This window comes from Kibdelosporangium aridum, from assembly GCF_900176515.1.
Taxonomy (GTDB): Bacteria; Actinomycetota; Actinomycetes; order Mycobacteriales; family Pseudonocardiaceae; genus Kibdelosporangium; species Kibdelosporangium aridum.
The window spans coordinates 132,776-147,934 of the sequence record NZ_FWXV01000008.1 but is presented as its reverse complement, the minus strand read 5'-3'; the positions used below and the strand labels follow the sequence as shown (position 1 = coordinate 147,934).

The following is a 15,159-nucleotide window of genomic DNA, read 5'->3' as shown; positions in this document are numbered from 1 at the left end:
AAGACCGAGTCCACTGAGGTTGCGGTCAGGCAGGCACGTGGATGTCGCTGACGTGGATGTCCACCGCCGCGACGTCGAGGCCGAGGAACTGCTCGACAGCGTCGATCACAGCGATCCGGACCTGCTCGGCCAATGCCTTGAGGGCGTGGCCGTACTCGAGCACCAACGAGACCTTGATCGTGGCGACGTCCTCGTCCACTGCGACCAGGATGCCCTCGTCGGCAAAGGCGTGCACGCCATCGATCGCGCCGACCGCGATGTTGACGACCTTCGTCACGACACTGTCGGCCACCGAGACGGTTCCGCGAGCGCCTGCCGCGGGCCGGGTCTCCGTCTCCGCAGCGGCTGGCTGAGCGTCGGGGGTGTCGATCACAGCGACGACCGGTGCGTCTTCGGCTCCGGCTTCGGCCTTGTCTTCGACTTCGGCGGCAACGGGTTCGGCCGCATCCGCGGTCTCGCTGTCCTCAATGGCGGGTGCCTGAGTGGGGTCGTCGCCCGCGACCGCTTCATCCGCGGCGGCTTCGTCTACGACAGCTTCATCGTCTGCAGCTTCGTCGACAGCGGCTTCCTCAGCGACCGCTTCGTCGTCGGTGGCTGAGTCGGCGGCTTCGTCGGTCTCTTCCGCAGCGTCCTCGGCCGTGGCTTCGCTCGCGGCAGCCTCGTCATCGTCGGCTTGATCGACAGCGTCCTCCGACTCGGCGGCGGCTACCTCCTCTGTAGCCGGTTCGCCTGCGACCGCTTCCTCCCCCACCGCTTCATCCGCAACGGTTTCATCCGCGACCGCTTCGTCTTCAGCAGCTTCCTCCGCCACCACCTCGTCTGCCACCGCATCATCCCCCACCGCATCATCCGCCGCGGCCTCGTCCGCAGCGGCTTCATCTTCGGCGGCTTCCTCTCCTACCGCTTCATCTGCCACCGCGTCGTCCGCCGCTGCTTCATCGACAACGGCCTCGTCTGCGACGGCTTCATCTTCAGCAGCTTCCTCCGCCACCACCTCGTCTGCCACCGCATCATCCCCCACCGCATCATCCGCCGCGGCCTCGTCCGCAGCGGCTTCATCGGCCTCCTCCGCAGCGTCCTCGGCCGTGGCTTCGCTCGCGGCAGCCTCGTCATCGTCGGCTTGATCGACAGCGTCCTCCGACTCGATGGAGTCGTCGCTGTCAGCGGCGTCGGCGTCGGTCGACTCCGCTTCAACGGTCTCGACCGCGGCGTCCGCGTTCGGGGTGGCCTCGGTGTCGTCGGCGGCGTCGGTGGTCGCGGCGTCGGTCGGCTCGACGTCGATCGTGTTGGTGGCAGGGGTTTCGGCGATCGTCGTCACGTTCGTGCTTTCGGCCGGGACGCCGTAGGGCTGGATGATGGGGGTAGCCGTGGCGTCCTCGCGGGTGCTGGCTGTGTCGTTCTTCGAGCGGCCGAACAGGGAGCTGATGATCTCGGGCACGGTGGGTATTCCCCTTTCGAGAGAAAGGACTTCGGGGAAGGGAGAAGCAGACGGCGCCATGATAGGGCCCCGGCCTGTGACCCCGATCACCTACCCCACTTTCGAGATTTCCCTGTGTCTCAACGATGTTCAGCTTGAGACCAGACGCCACGCCGACACGTGATCACTGTCGGCGTGGCCGCCCGGCCCGGCAGCTCACCGCACCACGTCGTACACCTGCTTCTGGATCCCGTTGGCGTAGACCTCGTGCTCGACGAGCTTGAGCCGGGTGGCGGGTAGGTCAGCGTCGCTGAACAGCGGTTTGCCTTCGCCGAGCAGGACTGGGAAGACGAGCAGGTGATAGCGGTCGATGAGGCCGGCCTCCTGCAGGGCTCTGTTGAGGGTCGCGCTGCCGTGCACCAGGATCGGGTCGCCTTCGGTGTCCTTGAGTTCGGCCACCTCGTCGAGCGAGCGCAGAATGGTGTTGTCGCCCCAGTCGTCGACGAGGTCGTCCTCGGTGAGGGTGGTGGAGACGACGTACTTCGGCAGTCCCTTGTAGCGGGCGAACTCCGCCATCCCGGGCCACACCGGCGCGAACAGCTCGTAGCTCGCCCTGCCCAACAGCAGCGCCCCGGCCTCCTCCTGCTCCCGGCCCTTGATCTCGTAGGCCTCCGGCAGGAACTCGACGGTCTTGAACGTCCATTTGGTGCTGTGCAGTTCCGGATCGCCCCCGGTCGGGTCGAGCTTGCCGTCCAGCGAGACGAACGAGGTCGAGATCAGCGTGCGCATGGTTTCTCCTTTGTGGGTGTTGGGGTTATGCCGCGGGCGCGGCGATGAGGTCGGCGGCGAGATGCGCGGCGGCGATCGTCGCCCGGTCGCCGGTTCGTGCGTAGGACTCGATCGCGGTGTCGGCGAACTTGAGCACGTGCTCGTCGCGGTGTGCGGAGGCCCGGTCGAGCAAGTTCCCCACGACGTCGGTGCCCGTGACGGACGTCGAGGCGGTATCGGGGTGGCTGGCATACATGACCGTGATCGCCGCCGTCGCGGTCCACGCCGCGGCGAGGCTCGGCCGCCAGAGCTGTTGCGGGAGCACAGGAAGGCAGTGCAGGACGGCGTTCGGCGCGGTCGCGGTGTGGACCAGCAGCACGGGCGCGTCCCTGCCGACGGCGAGGTACCGAAGGACCGCAGCGTCGATGAGTTGGGTCAACGTGGTGCGGATCGCGCCGGGATCGTCCGGCACGCGAAGGGCGCCGACCGCGCCCGGCCACTCGGGAAGTGTGCCGAGCCGGCCGATTCGGTGCGCGATGAAACCGGTCTGGTCAGGCAGTTGGGGCAGCGCGTCCAGCGCTGTGGCGGGGGCGAGTGTGCCTTCGCCTTGTGCCGTCGCGATCGGACGCCAGCGTGCCGCCCAGAACGCCAGTCCGTTGGCGAGTTCGTCGAGGACGTGGGGATGGTCGGTGATCATGAGCGTCCGGACGGCGTGCCCAACTCGAATCACCCCGTGGGTCGAGCCTGCGGCGATGCCAGGCAGCAGTTCCGGCCACCACGCGGCGAGCACGTCGTGCCACGGTGCACGCCGCAGTTGCTCACGGAAGTAAGCCGTCCAGTCCGCGACGCGGCGGTGATCGCCGAGTGCCTCGCGCCAGTCGCCTGAGTCGATTCGGGAGGAAGCCGTCGGGAGATCGTCGAGGCGGCCGACGTATCCGTCGAGCCACTTCTCGATCGGTATGTCGAGTCCGCGGCGCACCATCACCTCCACGGCCATCGGCCCATGGTTGGTCAGTCCATGGTTGCCTTCCTCGTCGCCGCCGAACTCCGGACCGGCGCCGTGGAGCCGCTCGTAGGCGGTCAGCAAGTCATCCACAGTGCTCATGGCAGTACACGCTGCCCGGGGACGAGGATTTCGACCAGGATTAGGCTCAGAACTAAACTGACGCCATGATCGAGCTGGAGTTCACCGCGGAGGACTACCGGCTGATCAGGTTCGCGATCTCGCCGATCGGCGAGGCCGTCAAGAGCTTGCGGGTGCTGAGCGCGGGCCGCCGAGGCGGACTGCACGGCCGCTGGCTCGGCTGGCTCGCCGACACCGGCCTGCCACGAACCGTCGACCTGGAACTGCTTTCCGCGCTGGTGCGGCCACAGGGCTACCTGCCTGATTTCCTCGGCCCGCTGCCGTCCGGCGGCAGCACCGGCATCGAGGACGGGCTCGCCGAAATCGCGGCGACGCCCCTTGACGTCGTCCGCTACGAACTCGACCACCTCGCCAGGCACGACGTCGCTCAGCAGGGTCCGGGTCGCGAGCGGCGAGAGGCGCTGGTCCTGCGGCTCGCCGACGATCCGGAGCGGGCCGTGCGCACGATCGTCACCCAGCTCGAGCGCTACTGGGACGTCGCGATCGCACCACATTGGCCGCGACTGAACGCCTTGCTCCAAGCGGATCTCGCCTACCGGCTCGACGAACTCGCCTCCGGCGGCGTCGATCTGCTGTTCCGGTCATTGCACCCGTCGGTCGCCTTCCGCGGCGACCTGCTGACGATCGTCAAGTACTTCGAGGGCCGTCTGCAGTTGCGTGGCCGAGGACTGCTGCTCGTGCCGTGCGCGTTCGCCTGGCCGGATGTCCTTGTCAGCACGGCGGATCCGATGCCGAGCCTCACCTATCCACCGCGTGGCCTCGGCACACTTTGGGAGTCCGGCAGGACCGCGACCGCCGACGCGCCACTCGCCGCGGTCGTCGGTGGCGCGCGGGCGACCATCCTCGCCCTGCTCGATCTGCCGATGTCGACGACCCAGCTGGCAGCGCAGCTCGGTTCCGCGCCGCCGACGGTGAACGTCCACCTCAAGGCACTCGCGAAGGCTGGCATCGTCACCGCGCGGCGCGACGGGAGGATGGTGCTCTACCGCCGTACGCCGCTCGGTGACCAACTCGTCGCTGCAGGAGTCGAACAGCCCCAGGTTCAGGGCCTAGGTGTGGCGAGCTCGGCCAAGTGCTGCAGCGAGTTGGTGAGATGCTCAGGCCCGAACGGCGGGAACTGGATGTACTCGCGGATGTGCTGCGGCACCGCTGACCAGTCGTAGGTGAGCGTGACCGCAGTCTGGGCAGGACCAAGCGGTGCAAGGTCGTAACGCCAGATCCAGCCGCCGAACTCCAGGTCACCGTTGCCCTTGTCGTATCCCGTCAGCCAGCCGATGGTGCGCGGCGCGTCGAACACCTGGACCTTGTTGACCACCTGGTAGTCACCGTCGGGGTGGTTGCCGTGATGCATGTCCATCCGGAAGAGCTGCCCGACCTCGGTCAACGGCGTCCGGTCGACGGATTGCTGAACCCAGCCGGTGCCGTCGATCGCCGAGTGGGTCGTCGGGTCTGCCAGGACCGCGAAAACCTTCGCGGCGGGCACGGCGAAAATCAGAGTGGCGCTGACAAACTCCTGGTCCACGGCGGGCTGGCTGGTCGTGACGGACATCGTGGGCCTCCGGTGCGGGGCGACCGGCCCGTTGCCGGTCTCTCACCTTGGCTACGAACGCGGTCGGCGCCATTCGACACCGCCGCGAAAAGTTCAGTGGGAAAATTCAACGGTGAGCCTGGCCCTGCCGGGGCTAGTAAAACCGCAGCCTGGCCCGGACACCCCAGCGCCGGAACCCTCACAGGCATGAGAGTGGAGATATACGACGACATCGCGTGCCCGTGGTGCCGCCTCGGCACGCACCAGTTCCACCGCGCGGTCGCCGATGCGGAACTGGACGTCGAGCTCGTTCATCGCCCGTACCAGCTCATGCCCGACGCGCCAAGGGAACCCCGGCCGCTGAAGGACACAGTGGCCGAGATGTTCGGCCCGGAACAAGCTGAAACGATGCTCACGGGGATGACACAACTCGGTGCCAGTGAAGGGGTCGAGTACCGGTTCGACCGTGCGATCGCGGTCAACACCTTCACCGCGCACCGGTTGCGGTGGCTTGCGCTGCACGAGCACGGTGCCGCGGTCCAGTCCGCACTGGTGACCGCCCTCTTCGATGCCTACTTCCGCGACGGCGTGAACATCGCCGATCACGCGCAACTCACCGAGTTGGCTGAGCGGATCGGCTTGGCTGGCGGACGGGTGCGCGACTTTCTCACCTCACAGGAAGGGAGCGCTGAAGTACGTGAGCAAGTGGCGGCAGCGCGGCGGGAGGGTGTCACGACCGTACCGAGATTCGTCTTCGACAACGGTGAAGTGATCGTCGGTGTGACGAGCACCGAGGCGCTCGGCGACAAGCTCCGGCAAGCCAGCGGCCGGGCAACCTGACCGACAGGGTCAGTCGCGGACGACCGGCAGGCTGAAGCGCATCCGGACGCCACGGCCGAGCGGTTCCGCGGCGACCTTGCCGCCGTGGGTTTCCACCACCTGGCGCACGATGGCCAGACCGAGTCCGGAGCCAGGCATTGATCGCGCCTGCGCCGAGCGGTAGAAGCGGTCGAACACGAACGGCACGTCTTGCATCGCGATGCCAGGACCTTCGTCGGTGATCGTGAACTCTCCGCCGGCCACCGTGATCAGTACCCGTCCGCCGGGCGGGCTCCATTTCACCGCGTTGTCCACCAGGTTCCCGATCGCCCGCTCGATCGCGTCCGGGTCGACGTGCACGAGGCATGGCGACAGCGCCGACTCGAACCGTGGTGCCGACGCCCGTGTCGTTGCTTTGGTGATCACCGTCTCGGCTACGAGGTCCAGCCGGGTGTCCTCGGTGCGCGCGGTGTCCTTTCCATACCTGGCAAGGTCGATCAGGTTGTTGACCAGCGACCGCAGTTCATGTGCCTGGTTGATCGCCTCGCGCACCAACACTGGTGCCTCCGGATCGCGCAGGCCGTCGCCGTCGGCGAGCAGTTCGAGGTTGGTGGTCAAGCTGGTCAGCGGAGTACGCAACTCGTGTGACGCGTCCGCGACGAGTTGACGCTGCGCGTGCACGGAAGCGTCCAGCGCGGTCATCATGGTGGCGAACGACCTGCCGAGGCGGCCGATCTCGTCGCGTCCGGTCAGATCGATCCGTGCTTTCAGATCCTGAGTCACAGTCACGTGTTCGACCGCATCGGTGAGCACACCAACCGGCCGCAGCACCCGGCGGGCCGCCAGCCGCGCACCGAGCGCGGCCACCAGGCCACCGGCCAGGGTGAGTCCGATCAACAACGCTGCCAACGCGGTCACGACGGCCGTCTGGTCGTCGAGCGGACGAGCAACCCGGACCAGCACACCTCGCGTCCCTGGCATCGGTGCGGTGTAGACGCGGTAGCCCACGCCGCCGTAATTGATGTCCTGGAAGTAGGCCGGTTCGATTCCGTCAGCCACGTCAACGTCCTGGTCGGTCACGTCGATGAAGGCACTGTTCGGACCGGCGAACACAGGCGGACTGAGGATCTGGACCATCGTGCTGCCAATTTTGACCGGGCTCTCAATGGGCGCGATGCCGCCGGAATCCACGTACTTCTGCTTGAGCTGACGGGCGGTGGTCGGACTCTGCGCGACGGCCTGCACCAACGAGTCGTCGATGTCGCGAAGCAAGTTCCCTTGCACGGTCGGATAAATCACCAGCGACGCGACGGCCAAGGCCAGCAGCACCACGGCCCCACCGGCGAGACCGACCCTGGTGCGCAACGTCATGGCTGTTCCCGCAACACGTATCCCAGTCCGCGAACGGTCTGGATCAGTCGGGGCTCGCCCGCCGACTCCAGTTTTCCGCGCAGATAGCTGATGTAGACCCACAGTGCGTTGGACGCGGGCCCGAAGTCGTAGCCCCACACCGATTCGAAGATCAGCACGCGGCTCATCACCCGCTCCGGGTTGCGCAGGAACAACTCCAGCAACGAGTACTCGGTGCGGGTCAGCTCGATCGGCCGCCCGCCCCGGTTGACCCGGCAGGTGGTGGTGTCCATCTCCAAGTCGGCGAACCGCAACACTTCCTGTGCGGCTCCGGTCCGCCGCAACAGGGCACGCAGCCGGGCGCGCAACTCGTCGAGCGCGAACGGTTTGACCAGATAGTCGTCGGCACCGGCATCAAGCCCGGCGACCCGGTCTTCCACCAGATCGCGGGCGGTCAACATGAGGATCGGCGTCTGGTCGCCCCTTCGGCGCAGCCTGCGGCAGATCTCCAGGCCGTTCGGCTCGGGCACCAGGACATCGAGCACGATCACCTCGGGCCGGGCTCGGCCGAGCTCGTCCATGGCCTGCACGCCGTCCGCTGCGACCGACACTTGATATCCGTCCCGGCGCAGCGCATACGTCAGGGAGCGACGGACCGCCTCGTCGTCATCGACAACCAGAACCCGCACGCCACCAGTATGGATGAGGTTGTCCGGTCCGGGCCGGTTGCTCACCGGCCCGGATCCGTTGACGGTTACGGTCACTTGGCGGGTGAGCCGCTCGGCGCCTTGTCCTTTGGCTTGCCGTGGTCCTTGCCGAGCTTCTCCTTCACCTTGATCAGCGCGTCCAGCAGCCGTTGCGGGGTGATACCGAGTCCCTTGGCGATGGCGACGAACGCCGGGTCCTTGACGAGGAATTCACCCCTGCTCTTGACCTTCGCCACGTCACGGAACACCTGACGGGCCCGGTCGACCGAGATGCGCAACTCCGCGGCCAGCAGCTTGACCGCTTTCTCCGGCACCGCGGACTTGTCCGGCTTCTTCTCCCCGGGCGACGGCTTTTTGCCCGGTGCCTCACTTGCCTTGGTCGGACTCGCCGGCGCCGCTGACGCGGCCGCCGTGCCGACGGCGGCGGTCGCCAGCAATCCCGTCATGGTTGCCGCGACGAGCCTGGTTCGAATCCCCATTCGTGTCCTCACTTGGTCCGGGGCACCGGCCTTTGCGGCGCCTGACGCCAGCAGACCAACCCCGGTTCAGCAGGACTTTCACCCGACCTTGGAATCACCTAAGGAACCGCGTCCGATCAGTCGGACAGGCACCAGGTTGTGAAGGCGGCAGGGCTGTCGAAGCTGGCATCGGGCTGAGCATCGAGGAGCGGACCGGGGTCCGACTCACCCCACAGCGCGGCGACCGCCGTGACACCTGCCGCACGCGCGCTCGCCAGGTCGGTCTCGGCGTCGCCGATCATCACGGCTTCGGATTTCTCAACCACCCCAAGCAGATCCATGGCGCGGAAGATGATGTCGGGCGCCGGCTTGGGATTGGCCACTTCGTCCGAACCGACTACGTGGTCGAACCGGGACAGCACGCCGAGTCCGTCGAGCAGTGACCGGGCTCGGGGACCGCTTTTGCCTGTGGCGATCGCGAACCTCAGTCCGTGACCGCTCAGCTTCTCCAGCATGTCGGTGACACCGTCGAAAAGCCTGACGCGGCTCGCGAGCCGGTAGCTCTCCCTGACGAAGGGCTCTTCCATCTCCAACGGCAGGTTCATGATCGTCATGATGTCCGGGAAGTACCGGCCGAGGTGCTTGCTGTATTCCTCGAACGGCGGCTCACCCGCGCCGACGACCTCACGGTATGCGCGGTGGAACGCCTCTCGCATCACGCCGAAGCTGTCCACGAGGACGCCGTCGAGGTCGAAGATCACCACTTTCAGGTCACCAGGCATGCCACCCTCCCCTTCGCATCGCGTGCGGACTCATAGATGCGTTCGATCACGCCGATCGTCGTACGAGCCGCATCGATCGCTTTGCCGCGTTGGGTTGGATCGGCCAGCAGCACGGGAAGTGCGTCCACCTGACGGTCGTACTCGGCTCCAATGGCTTGCTCATCCAACGGCACAGCCGATGTCTGGCCATCGCGCGACACCGTGAGCGTCGAGCCGTTGAGGCGGTTGGGACTGAACCCGAACGTGCAGCCGAGAGCCGCGGTACCCGCACTGCCGTGCACCTCGACCGAAGTCCGGTCGTACTCCGCGTGTGACGCCCAACTGGCGTGCAGTGCCACGGAAATCCCGTCGGCGGTGATCAGGAACGCCCGCACGGTGTCCTCGACTGTCGCCGGGACCTCCGGTAGCTCATCCTCCTGCCGCCACACGGCTTTGGCGTGGCCACGGTTGACGAAATCGTGCCCGGTGATCCCGGAGACCTGGCCGAATTCCACCGTCCCTGGACCAAGCAGTGGCAGTGCCATGTCGAGCAAGTGCCAGCCGAGGTCGACTAGCGCTCCCCCGCCTGCCTTACCGTGCTCGGTGAACCACGGTGTGCCGGGAACACCACGTGCCCGCACCCAGGCCAAGCTCACGTGCCGCACCTCACCGACGGACGCGCTGACGCGTTCCAACGCCCTTACGTCCTCCCGGTAACGGGCAGCACTGCCCGCGATCAGCACGGCACCGCCCGCCCGCTCCGCCTGCGCCAGCTCGTCCGCCTCGGCGGTGCTGAGGCAGACCGGCTTTTCCAGGAAAACCGGGAACCCGCGACGAAGCAGCGCACCGGCGACTGGTGTGTGTGCGTGGTTGGGCACCGCGACGACCACCAGATCGGCCATCTCACGGCCGATCTGGCTGGGGTCGGACAACACCAGCGCGGAACCCGTGTAGGAGGCGCGAGTTTTGGCGTCGGTGTCCACAACGGCGGTCACCTTCATGCCCGGATGCGCCGTCAGCCTGGGTAACCAGATCGTCCGCGCGGCCCAGCCGAGCCCGACCATGGCGACGCGCAACGTCACGAGCGGCCCACCACATCGGCCACCACGTCCGCGATGGCGTGCATCTGTTCCGGTGTGCCGAGCAAAGTGCGGTGGTGCAGCCAGATGCAGTCCGCGGTCAACGCTTCGCTGTTCGGGCAACGATTCGCGATGCTGTCCACCGACTCGTCGGGCGCGGCGAGCTCCCAGAACGCCGCCGTGCGGTAGACCGCCCTGAACGCGGCGAACGCGGGCAACCCGCGCTCGATCAACACGTCGACCAGTTCGTTGCGGCGTTCCTCGGTGATCCCCGGGATCCGGAACATGGCCATGTAGTGCGGGTTGCGGGTGCACCGGTCGTCGGTTCCCTGCGGCACGACGCCAGGGATCTGGGCGAGCAGGCTCGACAACAGCGGCCAGCGCTCCTCCCGGACGGCGATCTGACTGTCCAATCGGGACAGTTGGGCGCGCAGCACGCTCGCGGCGAACTCGTTCATCCGGAAGTTCGAGCCGGACGTGCGGTGCAGGTAGGACCGATCCGTCCGGGGCCTGCCGCAGCTGTGCCGCAGGAAGGCCAGTTCGAACTGCTCGGCTTCGGGGAATGTGACGGCTCCGCCCTCGCCCGCGGTCATCAGTTTCCCGTTCTGGAAGCTGAACGCCGCCACCGAGCCGAGGTCGCCGACTCGCTTGCCGCGCCACTCCGCGCCGTGCGCGTGCGCGGCGTCCTGCAGCAGCGGGACATCCGCGCTGACCGAGAGCTTCATCAGCGCGTCCATGTCCGCGAACTGCCCGGCCATGTGCACCGGCATGATCGCGCGGGTGCGCGGTGTGATCGCGGCTTCGGCCGCGGTGACGTCGATGCAGTACGTGTCCAGGTCGACGTCCACCGGCACGGCCACCGCACCGAGTCGTTGTGCCGCCTGGGAGGAGGAGATGAACGTGAACGCCGGGACGATCACCTCGGTCCCCGGCCCCACGCCCATGACCTGCAACGCCAGTTCGAGGGCATGCGTGCCGGTCGTCACGGCGAGAGCATGAGGAGATCCGTGATAGGCGGCGAACTCGGATTCGAAAAGATCGACCTCATTGCCGCCAATACGCCACCATTGGCCTTGCTCGAGGGCACGGATGAGGCCTGCCTTTTCCGTGTCGTCGTACTGTGGCCACGCCGGGAATTCCAAGAGACCGCTCACGACCACCATCTACGCAGGCCGATCGCCCTGTTCACAACCCCCTAGCGATCCCCCCTAATTCCCCTAACATCGCCATGTCAGCACCAGCGGACGACACATGCCAATAAAGTCGTCACGGTCACGTATTCACAAAAGATCCGGGATCAGTGTTGACCGAACTACTGTTGTTGAACGGCCCGAATCTCGGAATTCTCGGGCGCAGGGAACCGGACATTTACGGCACCGAGACGCTGGCGGACATCGAGCAGATGGTTTCCGACGAGGTGGCCGGCCACGGGTGGAAGGTGGTCGCGCGGCAGCACGACTGCGAAGGCGAGATGATCCGCACGGTCCAGGACCACTACGACGCGGTCGGCGCGATCGTCAACCCAGGCGCGCTGATGATCGCCGGATGGGGCCTGCGGGACGCGCTGGCCAACTACCCGCGGCCGTGGATCGAGGTGCACCTGTCGAACGTCTGGGCGCGGGAGCAGTTCCGGCACCAGTCGATCCTCGGCTCGCTGGCCAGCGGAGTGATCTTCGGGCTGGGTGCCATCGGCTACCGGCTCGCCGCCCGCGCCCTGCTGCCGCGCGCCGAGTCGTGAACGCGATGACCACCGAACAGTCCGATGTGATCATCGTCGGCTATGGCCCTGTCGGTCAGGTGCTGGCCATTCTCTTGGCACAGAAAGGCTGGCGGGTCACGGTCGTCGAACGGCGGGACGCGCCGTACCACCTGCCCAGGGCGACGGTCTTCGACGGTGAGACCGCCCGGATTTTCGCCTCGCTGGGTATCGGTCCGGCATTGGCACGCATCGGCCTGGCGACCGACTCGTACGACTGGCGGACCGCGACCGGCGAGACACTGATCCACCTGGAGTTCTCCCGGGCGGGCGAAAGCGGCTGGCCGGACGCCACCACCTTCCACCAGCCGGCGTTGGAGGAGGAACTCGACCACCGGGCGAAGAGTCTGCCGAGCCTTCGCGTCCTGCGTGGGCACACAGCGACTTCCCTGATGGCTGAGCAGGACCGGGTCACACTGACCGTCGAGTCGTCGGACGGCGAACGCCGCGATCTGACCGCGTCATGGCTGGTCGGCTGCGACGGTGCGAACAGCTTTGTCCGTGCCGCCATCGGGGCTGACGTCACCGACCTGGGGTTCTCGTTCGACTGGTTGCTGTGTGATGTCGTACCCCGCAATCCTGACGCGTTCAACCAGCCCAATCAGCAGATCTGCGATCCCGCGCGGCCGAGGACGGCGGTCGGCAGTGGTCCGGGGCATCGGCGGTGGGAGTTCATGCGGCTGCCGGACGAGACCGTCGGCGAGCTCGACCGGCCGGAAACAGCATGGCTGCTGCTCAAGTCCTTCGACGTGACACCGGACAACGCGACTTTGACCCGGCACGCGGTGTACACGTTCCGGTCGTCATGGGTGGAAACCTGGCGCGACGGCCGAGTCCTGCTGGCAGGCGACGCGGCACACGTGATGCCGCCGTTCGCCGGCCAGGGAATGTGCTCGGGCATCCGGGACGCGGCCAACTTGGCCTGGAAACTCGATCTGGTGCTGACCGGGTTCGCCGGCACAGATCTGATCGACAGCTACGGCATCGAACGCCGCGATCACGTTCAGCGGACCGTCGAACTGTCGGTCCAACTCGGCAAGATCATCTGCGTGACGGACCCGGAGGCAGCGGCGCAGCGTGACGCCGCCCTGCGTACCGGGCCGAAGCTGGACCGCCCGGTGTCCCAGGTCCTGCGCAAGGGGGTGTTGCACCGCAGCCTCGGCGCGGTCGCCGCGCCGCCCACGGGTGCCGTCATGCCGCAGGGCACGGTGACCCGCGGTGACGTCACGGGCCTGTTCGACGACGTGATAGGCACCGGCTTCGTCCTCGTGTCCACAGTAGACATCGATGGCATGCTGTCCGACGAACACCGTCAATTACTGACAGCACTGAAAACACACGTCGTCCACATCGTCGAGGAATCACCCGCCGAGGAGGCCGTCGTCGACACCGGCGGCGTCTATTTGCCTTTCCTAGCGGCGAAACGGGCGAAGTTCGTGCTGGTTCGGCCGGATCACCACATCTTCGGCGTGGCACGGAACAACCGCGAACTCGCCACCATGGTCACGCAGTTGCGTACGCAGTTGCTGGGCTCGTAGGCAGAACATGTACCTGGGCATTGACATCGGCGGCACCAAGGTCGCCATGCGAGCCGAAACCGACAGCGCGACCATCGCGGAGTCAGCGTTCACGTGGCGGTCCGACGACACGGCCGACGACGACATTCGCCGCCTTCGCGATCACGTCGAGGATCTTCGCGCCCGGATCGACCGGATCGACCCGCTCGCCGGAGTCGGTGTAGCCATGCCGGCCACGCTCGGCCCGGACGGCCGGGTCATCGCGTGGCCGAACAGGCCGACCTGGCTTGGGCTCGACCTGAAAGCGGTGTTGGACAAGCTGTTCCCGGCCGTCACTGCATCTTGGGCCGACGACGGTGATCTGGCCGCGGCGGCCGAAGCCCACACCATGGGCCTGACCGATGTGGTCTATGCCGGAGTCGGCACGGGCATCGGTGGTGGAATTGTCCTGAATGGCCGGTCTGTCGGTGGGCGCCGCGGGTCGTGCGAACTCGGCCACCTGATCGTCGATTTGGCCGGTGAAGTCTGCGATTGCGGCCGACGCGGCTGCGTACAGGCGATCGCCTCCGGCCCAGCCATCTTGCGCAGGGCAACAAGACTACGCCGGACCGAGGTGACATTCGCCGCGCTCGCCGACGGATTCGCTGGCCGAGCAGACTGGGCTGTCGAAGCGATCAGGCCGGCCAGTGCGGCGTTGGCGACCGCGCTGACTGGTGTTGGCGAGTTGGTGCGGCCGTCAGCGATCGTCATCGGCGGCGGGTTCGCTACCGGCATCCCCGGTTTTGTCGACCACGTCGCGTCGGCCGCGGCCGCGCTGAGCCGGCCTGGACACCCGGTGGCACCGGTCTTGTCCGCCCGGCTGGGCAGCGATTCGTCATTGCACGGCGCCGTTCTGGCTGCGCGCGGCCTCGTCTAGCCGGAAGAACTCGCGGTACAGATCGAGTTGGTGAGTCAACATGTGCTCGCCGTGGTGCACGACATGACCTCGCGCTGCCGCCGCACGCAACAAGGCGGTCTCGCGCGGCTTCATGATGATGTCGGCGACGACTGTGCCGGCTGAAAGAGCCATTACGTCCAAGGGCAGTGCATCGTCGGCCCGTAACCCAAGCGGTGTCGCGTTCACCACTAAATCCATTGCGGCAAGCCGTGGTTGCGTACCGAGAGACACACGATTCGGATACGCAGCGTGCATGCGAGACCCCAATGCGGCGAGTATGACCTCGTCACGGTCGCAGACCGCGAGGTGGTCGACGCCCGCTTCCAGCAGCGCGGCCGCGATGGCACCACCTGCGCCACCCGCGCCGACCAAGGAAACCCGCTTTCCTGCCGGATCAAACCCGTTGGCGCGCAAGCCAAGGACGAACCCGGCACCGTCGAAGTTGTCAGCGAACCATCGGCCGTCTGGTTCACGGCGCAACGCGTTCGTACTGCCCGACAACGTGACGGCCGGGCTGACCGCGTCAGCGAAGGCTCTGGCTTCGATCTTGTGCGGAACAGTGACGAGCATCCCGTCCAGGTTGCCCACGCGCTGCAGTCCTCGGACGACTTCGCCGAGGTGACAAGGCTGCACATGGACAGGTACCAGGACAGCGTCAACACCCAAACAGGTGAACAACGAGTTGAGCAGCGCGGGCGCCCGCACCTGTGCGACTGGATCACCGAGTACGGCATAGAGCCTGGTAGTACCGCTGATGTCGGTCGCAGGCAACGGGTTGACCTCAGCACGCCCTGTCACCGGCGCGATGCTACGCGCAGGTTCGTGAAACGTCTTGTTCACGGCCGGCCCACACGCGGCAGGTAGTATTCGGGTCGAACGCCTTGCGTACCGCACCAGCGAATCGCGAGGGATACAGCA

Annotated in this window: 15 protein-coding genes and 1 pseudogene; 5 read left to right on the top strand and 11 right to left on the bottom strand. The window is 66.8% G+C overall.

Annotated elements, in window-relative coordinates; all coding sequences use genetic code 11:
• Positions 1–25 precede the first annotated feature (25 nt).
• The 3 genes from B9C43_RS36660 to B9C43_RS36650 all read right to left on the bottom strand — a co-directional run bounded on the left by B9C43_RS36660 (position 26) and on the right by B9C43_RS36650 (position 3,290).
• Positions 26–1,438, bottom strand: a complete 1,413-nt coding sequence (locus tag B9C43_RS36660; protein ID WP_143446855.1) for an Asp23/Gls24 family envelope stress response protein — start codon at positions 1,436–1,438, stop codon at positions 26–28.
• Positions 1,439–1,633: 195 nt separating this feature from the next.
• Positions 1,634–2,206, bottom strand: coding sequence for a dihydrofolate reductase family protein (locus B9C43_RS36655; protein ID WP_084431373.1), 573 nt, complete (start codon positions 2,204–2,206; stop codon positions 1,634–1,636).
• A 25-nt stretch (positions 2,207–2,231) separates the two neighbouring features.
• On the bottom strand, positions 2,232–3,290 hold the full coding sequence (locus tag B9C43_RS36650; protein WP_084431371.1) for a questin oxidase family protein: 1,059 nt from the start codon (positions 3,288–3,290) through the stop codon (positions 2,232–2,234).
• A 65-nt stretch (positions 3,291–3,355) separates the two neighbouring features.
• Here B9C43_RS36650 and B9C43_RS58900 point away from each other — a divergent pair.
• Positions 3,356–4,300: pseudogene (locus tag B9C43_RS58900) on the top strand (helix-turn-helix domain-containing protein); the annotation flags it as partial.
• 71 nt (positions 4,301–4,371) lie between these two features.
• Here B9C43_RS58900 and B9C43_RS36640 read toward each other — a convergent pair.
• The gene (locus B9C43_RS36640; RefSeq protein ID WP_084431369.1) at positions 4,372–4,878 is read right to left on the bottom strand and encodes an SRPBCC family protein; all 507 of its coding nucleotides are present in this window, start codon (positions 4,876–4,878) and stop codon (positions 4,372–4,374) included.
• Positions 4,879–5,064: 186 nt separating this feature from the next.
• Between B9C43_RS36640 and B9C43_RS36635 the strand changes: the two genes are divergently transcribed.
• Positions 5,065–5,697, top strand: a complete 633-nt coding sequence (locus tag B9C43_RS36635; RefSeq protein WP_084431367.1) for a DsbA family oxidoreductase — start codon at positions 5,065–5,067, stop codon at positions 5,695–5,697.
• 9 nt (positions 5,698–5,706) lie between these two features.
• Here the strand turns inward: B9C43_RS36635 and B9C43_RS36630 are convergent, their stop codons facing one another.
• The 6 genes from B9C43_RS36630 to B9C43_RS36605 all read right to left on the bottom strand — a co-directional run bounded on the left by B9C43_RS36630 (position 5,707) and on the right by B9C43_RS36605 (position 11,185).
• Positions 5,707–7,047, bottom strand: coding sequence for a sensor histidine kinase (locus tag B9C43_RS36630; protein WP_084431365.1), 1,341 nt, complete (start codon positions 7,045–7,047; stop codon positions 5,707–5,709).
• Complete coding sequence (locus B9C43_RS36625) at positions 7,044–7,715, bottom strand: response regulator transcription factor (RefSeq protein ID WP_033389049.1); 672 nt, start codon at positions 7,713–7,715, stop codon at positions 7,044–7,046. Before B9C43_RS36625 ends, B9C43_RS36630 begins: the two co-directional genes overlap by 4 nt.
• 71 nt (positions 7,716–7,786) lie before the next feature.
• Positions 7,787–8,212, bottom strand: coding sequence for a hypothetical protein (locus tag B9C43_RS36620; protein ID WP_084431363.1), 426 nt, complete (start codon positions 8,210–8,212; stop codon positions 7,787–7,789).
• A gap of 116 nt (positions 8,213–8,328) precedes the next feature.
• On the bottom strand, positions 8,329–8,973 hold the full coding sequence (locus B9C43_RS36615; RefSeq protein WP_051896881.1) for an HAD-IA family hydrolase: 645 nt from the start codon (positions 8,971–8,973) through the stop codon (positions 8,329–8,331).
• Positions 8,958–10,034: a Gfo/Idh/MocA family protein gene (locus B9C43_RS36610; RefSeq protein ID WP_235039066.1), complete on the bottom strand. Its 1,077-nt coding sequence runs from the start codon at positions 10,032–10,034 to the stop codon at positions 8,958–8,960. Before B9C43_RS36610 ends, B9C43_RS36615 begins: the two co-directional genes overlap by 16 nt.
• Positions 10,031–11,185, bottom strand: coding sequence for a DegT/DnrJ/EryC1/StrS family aminotransferase (locus tag B9C43_RS36605; protein WP_084431894.1), 1,155 nt, complete (start codon positions 11,183–11,185; stop codon positions 10,031–10,033). Before B9C43_RS36605 ends, B9C43_RS36610 begins: the two co-directional genes overlap by 4 nt.
• Before the next feature lie 149 nt (positions 11,186–11,334).
• Here B9C43_RS36605 and B9C43_RS36600 point away from each other — a divergent pair, with 149 nt between their 5' ends.
• The 3 genes from B9C43_RS36600 to B9C43_RS36590 are packed head-to-tail and all read left to right on the top strand — an operon-like array spanning position 11,335 to position 14,220.
• Positions 11,335–11,769: a type II 3-dehydroquinate dehydratase gene (locus B9C43_RS36600; RefSeq protein WP_084431891.1), complete on the top strand. Its 435-nt coding sequence runs from the start codon at positions 11,335–11,337 to the stop codon at positions 11,767–11,769.
• A 5-nt stretch (positions 11,770–11,774) separates the two neighbouring features.
• Positions 11,775–13,325 carry a bifunctional 3-(3-hydroxy-phenyl)propionate/3-hydroxycinnamic acid hydroxylase MhpA gene (mhpA, locus tag B9C43_RS36595; RefSeq protein WP_084431885.1) on the top strand — a complete coding sequence of 517 codons (1,551 nt, stop codon included), beginning with the start codon at positions 11,775–11,777 and terminating at the stop codon, positions 13,323–13,325.
• 7 nt (positions 13,326–13,332) lie between these two features.
• Positions 13,333–14,220, top strand: a complete 888-nt coding sequence (locus tag B9C43_RS36590; RefSeq protein ID WP_084431361.1) for an ROK family protein — start codon at positions 13,333–13,335, stop codon at positions 14,218–14,220.
• On the opposite strand, the gene B9C43_RS36585 is transcribed toward B9C43_RS36590, so the two are convergent.
• Entirely contained in the window at positions 14,179–15,039 is an 861-nt protein-coding gene (locus B9C43_RS36585) for a shikimate dehydrogenase family protein (RefSeq protein WP_143446853.1), read from the bottom strand. The genes B9C43_RS36590 and B9C43_RS36585 overlap by 42 nt on opposite strands.
• Positions 15,040–15,159: the final 120 nt, after the last annotated feature.